Below are 17459 nucleotides of genomic sequence, written 5' to 3' on the forward strand. Positions count from 1 at the left end.
TTTCTTATGCCAATAATTCTGGTAGATATTCACCAATCCAATCCGGCATGGCATGCTCATCGATGAGTGCTTCAGACATCTGTCTTTTTTCCTCCTGAAGCATTTGTATTTTTTCCTCTATACTGTCTTTTACAATGAAACGCAAAACTTGTACCGGCTTCAGTTGCCCTATCCTGTGTGCCCTGGCAATTGCTTGCTTTTCCACAAATGGATTCCACCATGGATCGAGAATAAAAATATAATCTGCTGCAGTAAGATTAAGACCAGTGCCACCCGCTTTAATGGAGATTAAAAAGATCCTGACAGAATCATCTTGCTGAAAAATTTGAACGTTTTTTTCACGCTCCTCGATTTTTGTCTCACCTGTCAATACCACAAATGAAATACTTTTTTCCTCTAACCATTTTTCAAACAAGTCCAAATGTTTGGTGAAGGAAGAAAATAAAATAATTTTATGCCCACTCCCAATGATAGTCAGCATGGAATCAACAACTTCCTGAAACTTACCTGAAGTAAAATGACCGTCTCTCTCGACAAGCAAGGGATGATTGGCAATTTGCCTTAATCTGGTAAGCGAACTCAACAATACGAATTTCTGTTGCATGGATTGACCATCGATATTCAATAGGAGATTCCTTGCCGCAGATTTTTCTTTTTCGTACATTGTCCTTTGATCCTCTTCCATTTCACAGTAATAAACTGTCTCTGTAAGTTCGGGTAAATCAATTGTTACCTCTTCTTTTGTACGCCGGAGAATAAATGGCCGGATAATTTCTTTTAGCTCACGAATAGAATCTTCGTTATCTACACCCTTAATAGGTTTTAAAAATCTCTTCTTAAAAAAATCATAACTTCCAAGAATTTTTGGATTTATGAATTCCATCTGAGACCACAGGCCTGATAAACTGTTTTCAATAGGCGTACCACTTAACGAAATTTTGTTTTTGCGGGAAGATCAAACAATAATTTAAAGGTTTTCGATGCCCTATTCTTGATTCTTTGACTTTCATCCAGTACTATATAATCAAATTGAAAGTTCTGTAACAAACTGTGATCTCTTAAGGCAACACCGTAACTCGTTAATATGACATCATATTGTGAAAAATATTTTACACGTTCATGCCGATCCATTCCTGTAAATTCTATCACTTTTAAGGAAGGACAAAACTTCATAATTTCATTTTTCCAGTTAAAAACCAATGAAGAAGGCAAAACGATCAGTGCTAAAAAATCATGACCTATTTCAACCTCTGGATCAGAATTAAATAAATCTCTTGGCTGACCTTTAATTACTTTGCTCTTTACGTGACTTCTCTTTTGTGCTCTTGCATAAAGTAATGCAGCTAAGGTTTGCAGTGTTTTCCGAGACCCATGTCATCTGCAAGACAAGCACCAAGTCCCTGATGATAATGCTCCGTTAACCATCTGTAACCATCCTTCTGGTAAGGACGCAATTCTGCCTGCAGTCCATCTGGCAAGTCGATGTTTTGGTTTTGTCCGAATTTATTATCACGGACAATCTTAACAAGCTCCTGGTCAGATTCATTAAATCGCTTCAGATGACTTTTTGGCATACGAATAACCCCCTTCACCTTCTTCTCCATAGCTTGCCAGGTCTTTATAAGTATTAAACCACTCTTCCGGAATTAAAAAAATCTTCCATCTTTCAACGGAAATAACCTTTCACCTGTACGTAAATTTTTAACCAAGGATGAAAATGGAATATTTACCTCTCCTACCTTCACTACCCCTTTTACATCAAACCAATCTTTTCCCTGATGTGTCGACAAACTAAGGCCAACTTGCTCTAAAACCAATTCCTTTTCATCCAACTTCTGCACTGGAATTTCAATCTCCTTGCTTATCTCTGTTTTGTTTCTGATAAGCCAGTCCATCACTGCATAACACCCTCCCTCAAAATAAAATCTCTTGTTGGATTCCAAAACCAAACCTAAGTCCGTCAATATTGCTGCGTAACGCTTTTCTAAAGGAGCTGATCGAATTTTTTGTTGCACACTAACTTCTCCTGATTCATCTACCGTAAGTTTGGTTCGCTTTGTTCTAGGATCTGCATAATTAAAGATTACCGAACCATAATCAAAAAATAATTCAATCATCCATACTTCTCTGATATAATCAAAGGTAGTTTGCAAAAACACGCTCTTGATTTCATCTTCCTGAAGCACTTCAAAGCCTTCTACTTCTGCATCTACCTTTCCAATCAATTCTACAATAAATTTCTCAAAATATGTTTTTGTCAAATGTTTTGGAATTTGAATGACTGACTTTTGAAGAAAAGGAGTAAGCTTTAGAGCATTTAATTTTTCTAATTTGTATAAATGATTTTTACTCAATATCCAGCCCGGATCATTGGATACCAATTCGATAAAGCAATCTTTTGGATTTTTCAGCGCCCCATTAAAATCCAATTGCATTTGGTATTCAAGCCCGTCATCGGTTTTTTTAAAAAATAATTTTGGTTCAACAGATTGGACATGCGTAAATATCTTTTGATTTTCAACAAGCACTTTTCTCTTGACATCCTTGCATAGAATACAATTTGCCTGAATGAGTGTCAGGAAGAATTCTTCTTTTTTCTGCTCCAGCCATTTAAAAATATGATTCTTTAATTTCTGGTCGTTCAGCAAGTCTTTTAATGTGGTTTTCTTCTTTGAAGTTTTAGTGTATTTCGCTTCGAGGGAATCATACTGTAACTCCTGACACAAACCAATAAGTTTTACATGAATGGGATCATATAACTCAATTGCACTTGAGGTCAAAGTATCCATATTTGCTATCCGATCCATATACCTCAACAGACCGTTTTCGTCTTGCTCCACGAGAAATGCATTGGGCAACCAGCTGTTTATCCTTTCCTCAAAAAAAAGATTATATACTATGCAATATTTCATACCCGCACCTAAAATAATGAATTGAACTGCTTATTAGAAATGACAATGAAGACTCCTGTTATGGAGAGATTATCATTATGAAATAAGTATAATGTATTTGCTCTTATTTGTAAGAGCGTGCAGCAATTTTAATTTCTTCGTAAATCAATGGCTCTTTGATGAGACTTGGTTCAGCGTTCAAATCGGTCCAATGCCAGGCTGCAACATAGGAATAATTTTCATCATCCCTTAAAGCTTCGCCTTCTTCCGTCTGGTATTCTTCCCGAAAATGTCCTCCGCAGGATTCATTCCTGTTTAGCGCATCCACCACCATCAACTCACCTAATTCAAGAAAATCAGCAACCCGCATGGCTTTTTCCAGTTCCGGATTAAATTCATGCAATTCACCGGGCACAAATACATCTGACCAAAATTCTTTTCTCAAATCCTGAATCATTTTTCTTGCTTTGGTAAGTCCTTCTGCATTTCTTGCCATGCCGCAATAATCCCACATGATTTTGCCTAATCTCCTGTGGATGGATTCTACTGACTGATTTCCTTTGATGTCCAGAATTTTCTGTAATTCACCGCGAATTTTGTTTTCTGCTTCCTCAAATTCAGGTGCGGATGTATTGATTTTTGGTGTACGAATTTCATTGGCGAGAAAACTTCCTATGGTATATGGTAAGACAAAGTACCCATCCGCTAGACCCTGCATCAATGCAGAAGCCCCAAGCCTGTTGGCACCATGATCTGAAAAGTTGGCTTCACCCATAGCAAACAATCCGGGAATATTGGTTTGCAGGTTGTAATCTACCCACAATCCACCCATGGTATAATGAACCGCAGGATAAATTTTCATTGGATATACGTACGGATCTTCCCTGTGATTTTTTCATACATCTCGAAGAGGTTTCCGTATTTTTCGGAAATCACCTCCACACCCAGTTTTCTTATGGTTCCCGCATCCGGATCATGGATTCCCAAAGTATTTGCTTTGGACTTTCCGTACCGCTCAATAGCTGCACTAAAATCCAGGTATACTGCCAATCCGGTAGGGCTCACCCCATGACCTTTATCGCATTCTACTTTGGATGCTCTGGAAGCCACATCTCTTGGGACCAGATTACCAAAAGCAGGATATCGTCTTTCCAGGAAATAATCTCTGTCTGCTTCTGGAATATCTGTTCCTTTTTTCTGACCCTTTTGAATGGCCACAGCATCTTCTTTCTTTGCCGGAACCCAAACTCTACCGTCATTCCTAAGTGACTCTGACATTAAGGTAAGCTTGGACTGATAATCACCGGACACCGGTATACAGGTCGGGTGGATTTGGGTAAAACATGGATTAGCCATAAGCGCTCCACGCTTTGTAGCTTTCCATGCTGCTGTAACATTGCATCCCATTGCATTGGTAGAAAGATAGAATACGTTCCCATATCCACCTGTTCCCAACACCACTGCATGTGCTCCAAATCTTTCCACCTTACCGGTCAGGAGATTTCTGGCAATGATTCCTCTGGCTTTGCCATCGACCATTACCAAATCAAGCATTTCATGGCGGTTGTACATCTTTACATTGCCTAGTGCAATCTGTCTGCTTAATGCCTGATATGCTCCTATCAACAATTGCTGTCCGGTCTGTCCCCTTGCATAAAAAGTACGACTGACTTGAACGCCACCAAAAGACCTGTTCTCCAATAAGCCTCCATATTCTCTGGCAAATGGAACACCTTGTGCTACTGACTGGTCTATTATACTCCCACTGACTTCAGCAAGACGATATACATTTGCTTCCCTCGCCCTGTAGTCGCCACCTTTTATGGTATCATAAAATAATCGGTATACACTATCCCCATCATTTGCATAATTCTTTGAGGCGTTAATACCGCCCTGGGCCGCTATACTGTGCGCTCTTCTTGGACTGTCATGAAAGGTAAAACACTGGACATGGTAACCCAACTCTCCCAAACTGGCCGCGGCCGATGCACCCGCAAGCCCGGTACCGACTACGATTACATCCAGTTTGCGTTTGTTTGCCGGGGATACCAACGGCACTTTGGATTTGTATTTTGTCCATTTATCAGCTAAGGCACCCTCTGGTATATTGGCATTAATTGAAATCATAGAATTCAGGAATTTTGAATGATGTACATATAAATCGGAAGTATGGCGAAACCTACCGGCACAAGGATGGCATAGGCCCAACCAATGGTCTTAATGGCAGGAGTATATTTCTTATGATGGATTCCAAGACTCTGAAATGCAGACTGGAAGCCATGTATTAAATGAAATGAAACCACGACCATGCTTAAGACATAAAAAATCACATACGGTAATTCTGCAAAAGCAAGTTTCACAGGTGTGTAAAGGTCTTTGTAGCTGTGCTCCTTACCCGGATAATTGACCATGTCCAGATTTCCAAATTTCATCTGAAACCAAAACTGCCACATGTGTATCAAAAGAAAAATAAAGATGATAATCCCAAACGCCGCCATATAACGGGCAAAATAACTGCTCCCGGTATTGGTTGTTACAGCATAACCCTGACCCTTGGCCTTTCTGTTTCGAAGCCAAAGACCCAGACCTTGAATCGTATGAAGCAATATGGTCAGATACAATAGGTAGGACACCAACTTGATCACCGGGTTATGGGTCATAAAATAGGTGTACGTATTGAAAGACATTCCGCCATCATCAGACAACAGCTGGAGATTACCCAGCAGATGAACCACCAAAAAAATGATGAGAAAGAGGCCTGACAAACTCATGACGACCTTTTGTCCGATGGACGACTTAAATAAGAAGTTGATTAACCAGTTCATAATGAGGTTTCACTGAAATCGCAAAGGTAAATGATGGCAACAACCTGTCCAAACAAATAAACAAGGTGATAAAATATGGATCCCGAATTTATGAAAAACATAAAAATCAAACAATAATCCTTTTAATTAAGGATCGACCGGCAGACCTTGTTCAATTTCAAACTTGCTATTCGTATTAAAAAAACTTTCTTACAACCGGTCCTCTTTGCTTTAATCGAAAGTTCATTAAAATTCTCAAGACTGCTATTAATCAGAGGGCTATTTTCGGGACTTAATTCTTTTTTTATGGAAAAAGCTTTTTAACATTTCAATAGATTCTTCCCCCATTAGTCCGAATTCAACCTGAGTCTTGGGATGCAATAAATCTTTACCATACCTCATAAAACCTAGCTTTTCATCTTCCGCAGCATAAACCACTTTGGAGACTTGCGCCCATCGAAGAGCCCCCGCACACATAACACAGGGCTCTAGAGTCACGTATAAAGTACAGTTCTTTAAATACTTACTCCCCAGGAATTCGGAGCCTGAAGTGATGGCCAGCATTTCTGCATGCGCAGTAACATCATGCAACAATTCGGTTTGGTTATGGGCCTTTGCAAGAATCTGGTTTTTATGCACCAATACAGCCCCAATCGGAATCTCCCCGGCAAGCAAAGCTTTCTTTGCTTCTGCAAATGCGAGCTTCATAAAATATTCATCACTAAAAACACTCAACATCGGGTTCGATTTTTTGCAATCAGCATGTAAAGATATATCTTTGCACATGGAATCAAACTTCTTCTCACAACACTTTCCAAGTCAGGAAGCTCTGACTTTTGATGATGTACTTTTAGTTCCCGCCTATTCTGAAGTCTTGCCCCGGGAGACGGACATCAGTACCTTTTTGACTACGGATATCAGAATCAATGTACCCATTATTTCAGCTGCAATGGATACTGTGACTGAAAAAGATCTGGCAATTGCTATGGCTCGGGCTGGAGGAATCGGAATCATTCATAAAAATATGAGCATTGAAGATCAAGCTTCCCAGGTGCGCAGTGTAAAGCGGTCTGAAAGTGGAATGATCATCGACCCTGTCACACTGGAAGCCTCTGCAAAAGTAAAAGAAGCACTCTTGCTCATGGCTCAGCATAGTATAGGGGGAATTCCAGTTGTGGATAAATCCAACAAACTGGTAGGTATTTTAACCAACCGTGATCTAAGATTTGAAGCCCACCCCAATCGCCCGATACATGAGATCATGACTACCGAAAAACTAATCACTGCCCCACTTGGAACCACGCTAAATCAGGCAAAAGCTATTCTTCAGCAATACAAAATTGAAAAACTACCAGTGATTAAAAAGGACGGAACTTTAGCTGGTTTGATAACCTATAAGGACATCATGAAACTGGAAAATTTTCCAAATTCATGTAAAGACAAGCTAGGCCGTCTGGTTGTCGGTGCAGCTGTCGGAATTGCGGCAGACACTATGGAACGGGTGGAAGCCCTGGTCCATATGGATGTGGATGTAATTTGTCTGGACACGGCTCACGGGCATTCCAAAGGAGTCTTGGATATGGTAAAAAAAGTGCGGAAACAATATAAACATCTGCAGATCATAGGTGGAAATGTGGCCACAGGTGAAGGAGCACTTGCACTTGTTCAAGCCGGTGTAAATGCAGTGAAAGTGGGAGTTGGTCCCGGCAGTATTTGTACCACCAGAGTGGTCGCAGGTGTTGGAGTACCGCAACTCACAGCCATCGCGCTTACTTCGCAGGCGCTTAAGAAAAAAGGTATCCCTGTCATAGGTGATGGAGGAATAAGATATACCGGCGACATTCCAAAAGCAATTGCTGCAGGAGCCAGCACGGTAATGGGTGGATCTTTGTTTGCAGGCACAGAAGAGGCCCCTGGGGAAACCATCATCTTCGAAGGACGAAAATTCAAAGTGTACCGGGGGATGGGGTCATTGGGAGCTATGCAACAAGGTTCCAAAGATCGCTACTTCCAGGATGTGGAAGAGGACATTAAAAAATTAGTACCGGAGGGAATTGAAGGACGACTTCCATTCAAAGGAAAAGTTTCAGAGGTAATGGTGCAATACATCGGTGGACTTAAGGCCAGCATGGGTTATGTGGGAGCCAAAACAATTCCTGATCTGCAGAAAGCCCACATGGTGCGCATTACCAATAGCGGTATAACGGAATCCCATCCGCATAACATTACCATTACAAAAGAATCACCTAATTACTCCCGCAGATAGAAACAAACTTTATTAGCCTAAGTAAATTTACATAGGATTTTTTCACAGCTTTCCCGGAATGAATAAGGTAATTTGATATTTCTCCGTACCATTCTAATGTGTTACAAGTACTGGAATTTAAAATATTTTGCTCATAAGCTGTGTAATATTCTTTCAATTTTAAAAGTCACCACACTAAATAAAAATTGAGGGGTTCATCCTAAATCTTACATCTTTTAATGCATTGTTGTATACCCAAAATATTGCTTTTGATGCATGATGTTTTCAATTCCCAAACATATTATTTTAATCCTTATCCTAAACTTTAACACTTGTTGATGCATGTATTCCAATCAATTTTCGTAGTATTGTTTCAAATAATTTTTTAACTAGTCTGCTTATGAAAATTTTTACCTCCTTATTGTCCATATTATTCACTTTCATCATCGGATTAAATGCTCAGTCCGTGGTTTATGTAAATGTTTCCGCTTCAGGAGCCAAAGACGGCACCAGTTGGAAAGACGCTTTTACAGATCTGCAGTTGGCCATTGATGTCACAGCCGAAGGTTCAGAAATTTGGATTGCTAAAGGAACTTACCGACCTGCAGGAGCAGTGCCCATCACAAATGGTTTTACTTTAAAAAGCAACCTTAGTCTCTACGGCGGTTTTGCAGGCACCGAAACAAGTTTAAGCCAAAGAGATGTGAAAAAAAATCTCACCACCATCAGTGGAGATAAAAATGGCGACGATGATCCTGCAGACAACAAAAAAAATCGCACCGACAATGCCAAACATACATTTTATGCAGGTTCGGCGGTCATCAACACCTCCCTGGACGGATTGACGATCTCAGGAGGATCCACTGCTGGAAGTACAGGTGTTAATGATGACAGACGTGGTGGAGGATTCCTTTGCTTTGGCGCAGTGGCCATCACCAATTGTGTGTTTCGTAATAATTACGGGTATTACGGTGGAGGATTTTATCCAAGAGGTGGGGTTGCTAACTTTATCCTAAAAGACTGTTTGTTGACCGACAACACCGCCGATTTTGGAGGCGGGATGTATATTGTAACACCCGGCGGCTTAGTGGACAATTGCCGTTTTGAAGCAAATCAATCTGCTGGCTATGGCACGGGAATTTATATCGCAAGTTCCGGAACCATCATCCAGAATTCTGTCTTTGAATCCAATGTGATGACAGGCACTACGAATGCCGGAGGAGCTGGCATTTACATGTCACAATCCACTTCGAGTTTGGTCAATCTTAAATTTATTGGAAATACCATCACCGGGACTTCCGGGATCAGAGGAGGGGCTCTATTTGTGAATTCATGCAATGCAACCATCTCCGATTGTGAATTCTCGGATAACCGTGCTACTAATTCAGGTGGTGCTGTTCATGTGAATGGAGAAAATGTATCTACTAAATTTATCGGATGCAAGTTTGACAACAACAGTGCAAATTTTGGCGGAGCGATAACCAATTACAATTCATCCACTGCAACTCCTTTGGCCCTCAAGGTGGAATATGAAGATTGTAGTTTTTTTAAGAATTCTGCCTCTACTTCCGGCGGAGCTGTTTCGAATGGTTTTAAAGTAAAAGCAAGTTTTAAGAATTGCACTTTTACAGAAAATACCGCTCGTTTTGGTGCAGGGGTATTTGCACAAAATGATGAGACAGAAGTCAGCCTCATTGGTTCTGATTTTATTACAAACAACGCTTCAGATAATGGAGGCGGTTTTTGCATCAATGCAGGCATGAAATGCCTGGTGGACCTATGCAAATTCGAAGGCAACTCCGCTACTGTGGGAGGTGGAATGTATATCGTAGAAGATTCATTGGATTTGACCCAGCTCACCCTGACCAACTCTAGTTTTATATACAACAGTGGACTGGAACAAGCCGGTGCAGTTAATCTTCAGAATGCAGATTCATATATCAACAATTGTATCTTCTCTAATAATTTTGCCCTGGAAGGAACTGGTGCAGGTGGAGCCTTTTCGATCAATGTGTCGGACGGTGATAATACCACCGTAAAGTTTATCAACAATACCTTTGCACTTAATCAGGCAGTATTAGGATCCGCAATAGCACCTTTTACTGATGGCGCATCGGAATTAAACATCCACGCTCTGAATAATATTTTCTACAGTCCAAATGGAAATAATTATGAAGTCGAAGGCGGTGACCCTGTTTTCAAAAGTCTTGGTGGGAACCTGGCCTCTGACAAAACTTTTAACTTAAATGGCACAAATGACGATACGGAAAAAGACCCTTTGTTTGTAGATGAATTAAACGATGATTTCAAACTAAAGGCTACAAGTCCTTGCGTAAATAGAGGCCTCAGCCATCCGGATGTTTTCAAATTGGATATTGAAGGAAGAATCAGAGATAACATGCCCGATAAAGGTTGTTATGAATTTGGTGCGATCATTCAAACCAAGGACATAAAAGAATCTATGCAGTGGTCCGTCGCTTTGTCCAATGATAACCGTTCCATAAATCTGACCATTGACAACTCCTGGATAGGTGAAATTCAATATCAAATTTTAGACTTAAATGGAAATATATTAACCTCTAAAAATATTTTTAAATCTGAGCCAAAACAGTTTTTTAATTTGGAATGGCAACAGCAAATCAAGGGTTTGTTTTTATTCAGATTAATACACAAGGATAAAGATCAAACAAGACCATTTATCAATTAATTGCTTGATATTGTCCTAACTCTATAAAAGTTTAAACTTTTAATTTTTAAAGATCCATCCTAATAAGGGTGGATCTTTTTTATTTAATATTTTCTTTCATTCCATAGGTTTATATTCGGCTTAATTCGATCTTTGCCCTCCAAAATGTAAAAAACATGGCAATTTCATTGGAAGATGTATTCAAAAAACTGGTAAGCCATTGCAAAGAATATGGTTTTATTTATCCTTCTTCCGAAATCTATGACGGACTAAGCGCCGTTTATGATTATGGTCCCTATGGTGTTGAACTCAAAAACAACATCAAAACCTACTGGTGGAAAAGTATGGTCCAGATGAATGAAAACATCGTAGGCCTTGATGCAGCCATTTTTATGCATCCGAAAACATGGAAGGCCTCCGGCCATGTTGATGCTTTTAATGATCCATTGGTAGACAATAAAGATTCAAAGAAAAGATTCCGTGCCGACGTGCTTATAGAAGATGCCATCGATAAAATAGTCGCCAAGGCAGAAAAAGAAGTTGAAAAAGCCCGCTCTCGGTTTGGAGAAAGCTTTGACGAAAAATTGTACCGTGAAACCAATCCCCGTGTTTCAGAATACTTGAAAAAAAGCAGCGATTACAATGATCGGTTGAATAAGGCCATGACGGAAAATGATATGGCCGAACTCAAGAACATCATTGACGAACTCGAAATAACTGATCCTGATTCCGGTTCACGAAACTGGACGGATGTTAGACAATTTAATTTGATGTTTAATACCCAGCTTGGCAATATCGCCGGCGAAGAAGGTAAATTGTATTTGCGACCCGAAACAGCTCAGGGTATTTTTGTGAATTTTTTAAATGTCCAAAAGACCACCCGCCAAAAAATTCCCTTCGGCATAGCCCAAATCGGCAAAGCCTTCAGAAATGAAATTGTTGCCAGACAATTTATTTTCAGGATGCGTGAATTTGAGCAAATGGAGATGCAGTTTTTTGTAAAACCGGGAGAAGAAATGAACTGGTACAATCATTGGAAATCCACACGAATGAAGTGGCATCTTGCATTAGGAACGCCTGCTGAAAAGTTAAGATTTCACGATCATGAAAATCTGGCACATTATGCAAATGCAGCAGTGGATATTCAGTTTGATTTTCCATTTGGATTTAAAGAATTGGAAGGCATACATTCAAGAACTGATTTTGACTTGAAAAGTCATCAGGAATTGTCCGGCAAAAAATTACAATATTTTGATCCGGAAGAAAATGAAAACTACGTCCCATACGTTGTGGAAACTTCCATAGGCTGTGACCGCATGTTCCTCGCCATTTTATCCCATGCTTATCAGGAGGAGACGGTTCCGGATGCGGATGGACAAGATGCCGCACGAATTGTTTTAAAATTACATCCGGCTCTTGCTCCGGTAAAATGCGCAGTATTGCCGTTGGTTAAAAATAAACCCGAATTGGTAGAATTATCCAAACAAGTACTTGGCAAACTTAAATCTTCTTTCCAGTGCCAATACGATGACAAAGATGCCATAGGAAGAAGGTACAGAAGACAAGATGCCATAGGTACCCCTTACTGTGTCACCGTGGACTTTGACAGCCTTACCGATGGCACTGTTACTTTAAGAGATAGGGATACGCTTAAACAAGAAAGAATTTCAATCGAAGATTTAGTTAGAACTATTGAATCTAGAATTTCATGGACCAATTTATTTTAGAAATTCTTGTCTAGACTTGTTCGATTCTTTTTTTTTATTCAAGAATCTAAAGAAGCCTTTTATCCTCCAGCATAACTAAGGGACAATTGTTTTCTTCATACCAGTTTTTACACCCAAATAAGCTGCAGGCATAATTCCGGTGATTGCCATGACCCACATCCACCATGGATGAGGAAAACCTATTAAATTTATCAGGGTAAACACAAGCATTAGTGCACCCAATATCAACCCAAGTCTAAGTTGATCACTTTTTGCTAAAATGGTACAAACCAATGCACTTAAAAATGCACCTGCCACCCAGGCAACCACCACCAATAATAGGGACCCTACAGGAGCTTGTTCCATATATTCCTTTAATCCTTCGGGCGTGCGGACATTGATAGTCTCCGGAATAGGAAATAATGTCATGCTGAGCCATTCAAGAGCCATGACACCTACATTACCTGCAATAATTCCTGCCAGAATTGCCATAATTTTATTACTCATTACACCCGATTTATTTTTTCGTAAATATAAAAGCATAATACATAAGTGCCGAAATAATCCTTCGATTTGCGACTTTTATTTAACCAGTTAGAATAAGGCTTTAGTCTTATCACTTTTTTGGAAATGAATTTATTCACAGATTTTATCTCATTATAAATGCTAACCCTCGCATATTATCCAATTCTTGTCCATCGCATATGCAGTATCCTGCAAGTCCTTGTCAGGTAACATTGCCCATAAGTCTGGCATATCCACCAAAGGCTGAACTCGTTCAATTATCCCTTATTCTCGAATTTTCAAATTATCTAATTTGCTAATTTTTTTTTAAAACCAAGCATCTTTAAAATGTTCTATTTCTTCCACCCCATCTTTTTTTAAAAGTACAGATATCACATCATACCGAATTTCCCATTCATGACCTGATTTAACCATATACTGAGATGCGGCATCTTCGATCAATTGTCTTTTGCGTTCATTGATAAATTCCTCCGGACGACCATAATAAACATTTGTTCTGGTCTTAACTTCAACGAATACTAAAACTTCACCATCTTTAACAATAAGATCAATTTCAGCCCTGCTGAATCGCCAGTTTTTTTCCAATATCTCATACCCGACTCCCTGAAGATATCTGGCTGCAATTTTCTCACCCTTTTTACCTAAATCATGGTTGTTGCTCAAGTATTTGTAATTTAGCCGCTCAAAATTAATTCCTTCCCGCTTATGTTTGACATGGTAAAACGGTTTCCCGCTCAGTTAGAAGAAGCAATGAAGATTGGTTCAAATGCGAAACTAACCCCACTGGATTTTGTGCCAAAACTTGTTTTTGTCGCCGGTATGGGCGGTTCAGGAATAGGAGCTGATTTTGTGGCCTCATTTATTGCGGCTGAGGCTAAAATTCCTTATTTGGTGGGAAAGTCCTATGAAGCTCCTGCATTCATTGATAAAGAGTCCCTGGTAATCGCCTCTTCTTACAGTGGAAACACGGAAGAAACGCTTTCTGCAATAGACCAGATCCTGCACACCGGAGCACGAATAATTTGTGTTGCTTCAGGTGGCAAATTGATTGCTATGGCAAAAGAAAAGGGTTTGGACTATATTCAGGTGCCTGACAATTGGGCATCTCCGAGGGCCTGCCTGGGTTATTCCACAGTGGCACAGTTATATATTTTGAAACACCTGGGACTTTGGGGGCATGACTTTGAGGCGGAGCTAAACCAATCCATCAAAATGTTAAAGGAAGACACCCCGCAAATTCAGGAAAAGGCCAAACATCTGGCAAATACCCTCTTTAATAAAAATACAGTAATTTACTCCTCTGATCGTATCGAGCCAGTTTCCATTAGATTCCGGCAACAAATCAATGAAAATGCCAAGAGATTGTGCTGGCATCATGTCATCCCTGAGATGAATCACAATGAACTCGTTGGCTGGAGAAAAGCAGATCCAACACTAGCTGTAATTTTTCTTAGAAACAATGACGATCACCCTAGAAATGAGCTAAGAATTGAATTGACTAAAGAAGTAGTCTCTCATTATGCTGGCACCACCATTGAGCTTTATTCGAAAGGGCATTCCCTGATTGAAAGATCTCTCTATCTGGTACATCTCCTGGATTACGCAAGTGTATATCTTGCAGACTTGAATAAAGTAGATGCAGTCGAAGTCAAAGTAATTGATTTTCTCAAGAATGAATTATCGAAAGTTATCAACTAGGTCTGCCACCCTGAATTTGGCAGGCCGCCACCGATCAATTAGTTCTCTTTTTGGGTTTTCGCTTATCTGACTTCTTAACGGAACCACTGGAATTCATTCTTTTTTTACTGTCCCACAGTCCTGAAGAGGCTTTACGCTTTGGATTGCCATGTTTATCCACTTTCACATTTGCGTCTTCAGCCGGACAACCTGTACCCCTGTTACAGGAAAACATACATATGGTCGAAAGACAGGCACCTACAAAAATAAATCGGACTATTTTGCTAAATCTCTCCATAAAATGGGCAATTTATTGATTATCAACTGCAAAGTTAACGTTTTTACTACTGTTTTCCCAGCTTAAACGTAAAAAATGCTTATATATGTGGACTCTTGAAACATAAATTATTTTTAAATATGTTGTATATTATAAAAAAACATATATTTTTGTCTCATTATTTTATAATTTAAACTTATCAAAATGAACAAAGGTGATTTGATCAACAATGTAGCCAAGGCCGCTGAAGTAACTAAAGTTCAAGCTGCTGCAGCTGTTGATTCTGTTTTGGAATCAATTGAAAAAAGTCTTAAGAAAGGAGATAGAGTTACTCTAGTAGGATTCGGTACTTTCTCTGTTTCTTTGAGAAAAGCTAGAGAAGGACGTAACCCTGCTACCGGTAAAACCATTAAAATACCTAAGAAAAAAGTGGTTCGCTTTAAAGCCGGAAAAGGTCTTTCAGATAAACTTAACTAGTAGCTATCTAACTAAAAAATAAGCCTCCACACCTGTAATCGGTTTGGAGGCTTTCCTTTTTTAAGCCCCAACATTTTCAATTTTACAAAACACAAAAGAGCAATTCCTGTAGTGGCTTAAGCCTCAGAACATTAACCAAATATTAGCACCAAAACCTGTATAATTGACTATTTTTGCCCGTTATAATTTATTTATTATGAAACTGAAAACTATTGTTTTAAATGCCTTTTTCATTTTACTCACTCAATTTATTGATGCTCAAACCAGTGATCCTGTATTATTTACTGTGAATGGCAATCCAGTTAAAGTATCAGAATTTGAATATATTTATAATAAAAACAATGGCAAAGATGCCAACTTTACGAAAGCATCTCTAGATGAATACCTGAATCTATACACCAGGTTTAAATTAAAAGTTCAGGCAGCGCGCGACATGAAACTGGATACCATTCCTGCACTGATAAAAGAATTGGAAGGTTACAGACAACAGCTGACTACCAATTATTTAAATGATAAAGAGGTTACAGATAAGTTGGCTAAAGAAGTTTTCGAACGCCAAACCAGAGATATTTCTGTAAGTCACATACTCTTTAGCCTTAGCCCTAATGCTTTACCGGAAGACACTTTAAAATCGTATAATTTGGCCATGGAAGCTTATCGTGCTATTCAAAAAAATAACGATTTTGATGCTGCGGCTAAAAAATATTCCAACGACATCAGCACTGCTCAAAAATCAGGTTTCCTCGGTTGGTTTACGGCCATGCTGCCGGACGGATTCTATCAATTCGAAAATACCATTTACCATCTTAAAAAAGGAGAAATTTCTTATCCGCTTAGAACCAGACTTGGTTACCATATTTTAAAAGTAAATGACATCAGACCTGCCAGGCGAAAAATTGAGGCTGCACATATTCTATTTAGAAAAGGTGTTAAAGGAAAACCTGATATTTTGGCGCAGGCAAAAGTAGACAGCATTTATAAATTGATTAAAGGAGGAGCAAGTTTCGAAGATCAGGCTAGATTGGTAAGTGAAGATAAAACCACTGCCATGATTGGAGGAAATGTTGGTTTCTTTGGAATCAATCAGTATGAGTCCAATTTTGAAGATGCAGCTTTCTCTTTGGAAAAAGATGGCGACATCGCTAAGCCCGTTGAGACCAGCATCGGATGGCATATCATCAAAAGGCTTCGAAAGGAAGAAGAACTTCCATACGAAAGAGCCAAGAAAAAAATTCAATCTGAAATCACTAGAGACAGCCGTTTCAAGGAAGCACAAGGTAGCCTGATTGAAAAAATTAAAATAGAAGCAAAGTTTAAAGAAAATTCAGCTGCTCTGGACCGTTTTGCTGCCAAAATGGATACAAACTTTTTCACTTATAAATGGAAGGCTCCTGAATTTCTAGAAAATGAAGAATTGGGTAGCCTTGGAGACATTAAACTTAAAAGCCAGGATTTTGCCGAGTTTGTGAAATCAAACACCAGACAAAGAATTCAGGGTTCTGAAGATCAAAAAGTAAGGGCGACCATCCAGACTATGTTCAATGATTATGTTGCGCAAAAATGTCTTCAATATGAAGAGACAAGACTTGAAGATAAATATCCTGAATTCAAAGCATTGATGAGGGAATACCGCGAAGGAATTCTATTGTTTGAGGCCACAAAAAATGTGGTTTGGGACAGAGCCTCTGAGGATACCACCGGATTGAGAATGTTCTATGAAAAAAATAAAGCCAGATACAAGTGGGATGAAAGAGCTTTAATATATTATGTTTCCATCGACACATCCGACATGAAGCTTGCCAATAAAATATATAAGTTTATGGCGAAGAAAAGTATTTCCAAAGGAATAGATAAATTTGATAAGAAAAAAGATTTTATTGCCTTCCAAAAAAATACTACCGAGAAGAAAAATACAGAATCTTATGAAGGATTACAGTTTAATACTGGATTCATCACTCCGTTGACAAAAAATGAAAATGGAAAAGGATATGTATTTAGAAAAGTGGAACAGATTCTGCCGATTGACTATAAATCACTTGATGAAGCAAGAGGTTTTATCATTGCTGATTATCAGGATCACCTTGAAGCCTTGTGGATTGATGAGCTAAAGCAAAAATATAAAGTGGATATCCATCAGGATGTCTTAAATAGCCTAGTTAAAAAGTAAATCA

Annotated in this window: 15 protein-coding genes and 1 pseudogene; 6 read left to right on the plus strand and 10 right to left on the minus strand. The window is 39.1% G+C overall.

Annotation, left to right across the window (positions count from 1 at the left end):
* Positions 1 to 4 precede the first annotated feature (4 nt).
* From IPJ83_07510 to IPJ83_07540, 7 genes and pseudogenes are all read right to left on the minus strand, one after another.
* Positions 5 to 883 (minus strand): DEAD/DEAH box helicase, encoded by an 879-nt coding sequence (locus IPJ83_07510; GenBank protein ID MBK7880389.1) that lies wholly within the window; start codon positions 881 to 883, stop codon positions 5 to 7.
* Between the two features lie 44 nt (positions 884 to 927).
* On the minus strand, positions 928 to 1356 hold the full coding sequence (locus IPJ83_07515) for a hypothetical protein (GenBank protein ID MBK7880390.1): 429 nt from the start codon (positions 1354 to 1356) through the stop codon (positions 928 to 930).
* On the minus strand, positions 1344 to 1604 hold the full coding sequence (locus IPJ83_07520; protein MBK7880391.1) for a DEAD/DEAH box helicase: 261 nt from the start codon (positions 1602 to 1604) through the stop codon (positions 1344 to 1346). The genes IPJ83_07515 and IPJ83_07520 overlap by 13 nt, the downstream gene beginning before the upstream one ends.
* A 42-nt stretch (positions 1605 to 1646) precedes the next feature.
* Positions 1647 to 2912: a hypothetical protein gene (locus IPJ83_07525; protein ID MBK7880392.1), complete on the minus strand. Its 1266-nt coding sequence runs from the start codon at positions 2910 to 2912 to the stop codon at positions 1647 to 1649.
* A gap of 103 nt (positions 2913 to 3015) precedes the next feature.
* A pseudogene (locus IPJ83_07530) lies at positions 3016 to 5018 on the minus strand (fumarate reductase/succinate dehydrogenase flavoprotein subunit).
* Positions 5019 to 5023: 5 nt separating this feature from the next.
* Positions 5024 to 5716 carry a succinate dehydrogenase cytochrome b subunit gene (locus IPJ83_07535; GenBank protein MBK7880393.1) on the minus strand — a complete coding sequence of 231 codons (693 nt, stop codon included), beginning with the start codon at positions 5714 to 5716 and terminating at the stop codon, positions 5024 to 5026.
* A gap of 258 nt (positions 5717 to 5974) precedes the next feature.
* The gene (locus IPJ83_07540; GenBank protein ID MBK7880394.1) at positions 5975 to 6433 is read right to left on the minus strand and encodes a nucleoside deaminase; all 459 of its coding nucleotides are present in this window, start codon (positions 6431 to 6433) and stop codon (positions 5975 to 5977) included.
* A gap of 46 nt (positions 6434 to 6479) precedes the next feature.
* Here IPJ83_07540 and guaB point away from each other — a divergent pair, with 46 nt between their 5' ends.
* From guaB to IPJ83_07555, 3 genes are all read left to right on the plus strand, one after another.
* Positions 6480 to 7961 carry an IMP dehydrogenase gene (guaB, locus tag IPJ83_07545; GenBank protein MBK7880395.1) on the plus strand — a complete coding sequence of 494 codons (1482 nt, stop codon included), beginning with the start codon at positions 6480 to 6482 and terminating at the stop codon, positions 7959 to 7961.
* A gap of 379 nt (positions 7962 to 8340) precedes the next feature.
* Positions 8341 to 10647: a hypothetical protein gene (locus IPJ83_07550; GenBank protein MBK7880396.1), complete on the plus strand. Its 2307-nt coding sequence runs from the start codon at positions 8341 to 8343 to the stop codon at positions 10645 to 10647.
* A 155-nt stretch (positions 10648 to 10802) separates the two neighbouring features.
* Positions 10803 to 12353: a glycine--tRNA ligase gene (locus tag IPJ83_07555; protein MBK7880397.1), complete on the plus strand. Its 1551-nt coding sequence runs from the start codon at positions 10803 to 10805 to the stop codon at positions 12351 to 12353.
* Positions 12354 to 12428: 75 nt separating this feature from the next.
* Here the strand turns inward: IPJ83_07555 and IPJ83_07560 are convergent, their stop codons facing one another.
* Both IPJ83_07560 and IPJ83_07565 read right to left on the minus strand, forming a co-directional pair.
* Positions 12429 to 12839, minus strand: a complete 411-nt coding sequence (locus IPJ83_07560) for a hypothetical protein (protein MBK7880398.1) — start codon at positions 12837 to 12839, stop codon at positions 12429 to 12431.
* Positions 12840 to 13163: 324 nt separating this feature from the next.
* Positions 13164 to 13520, minus strand: coding sequence for a YraN family protein (locus IPJ83_07565; GenBank protein MBK7880399.1), 357 nt, complete (start codon positions 13518 to 13520; stop codon positions 13164 to 13166).
* A 42-nt stretch (positions 13521 to 13562) separates the two neighbouring features.
* Here IPJ83_07565 and IPJ83_07570 point away from each other — a divergent pair, with 42 nt between their 5' ends.
* Entirely contained in the window at positions 13563 to 14555 is a 993-nt protein-coding gene (locus tag IPJ83_07570; GenBank protein ID MBK7880400.1) for a bifunctional phosphoglucose/phosphomannose isomerase, read from the plus strand.
* 34 nt (positions 14556 to 14589) lie between these two features.
* Here IPJ83_07570 and IPJ83_07575 read toward each other — a convergent pair whose 3' ends face one another.
* A complete protein-coding gene (locus tag IPJ83_07575; protein MBK7880401.1) occupies positions 14590 to 14832 on the minus strand; it encodes a hypothetical protein in 243 nt (80 codons plus the stop codon).
* 183 nt (positions 14833 to 15015) lie between these two features.
* Here IPJ83_07575 and IPJ83_07580 point away from each other — a divergent pair, with 183 nt between their 5' ends.
* On the plus strand, positions 15016 to 15288 hold the full coding sequence (locus IPJ83_07580) for an HU family DNA-binding protein (protein MBK7880402.1): 273 nt from the start codon (positions 15016 to 15018) through the stop codon (positions 15286 to 15288).
* Positions 15289 to 15484: 196 nt separating this feature from the next.
* Positions 15485 to 17455, plus strand: coding sequence for a peptidylprolyl isomerase (locus IPJ83_07585; GenBank protein ID MBK7880403.1), 1971 nt, complete (start codon positions 15485 to 15487; stop codon positions 17453 to 17455).
* The last annotated feature ends 4 nt before the right edge of the window (positions 17456 to 17459 follow it).

It is taken from the genome of Candidatus Vicinibacter proximus, assembly GCA_016713905.1.
GTDB classification, from domain to species: Bacteria; Bacteroidota; Bacteroidia; order Chitinophagales; family Saprospiraceae; genus Vicinibacter; species Vicinibacter proximus.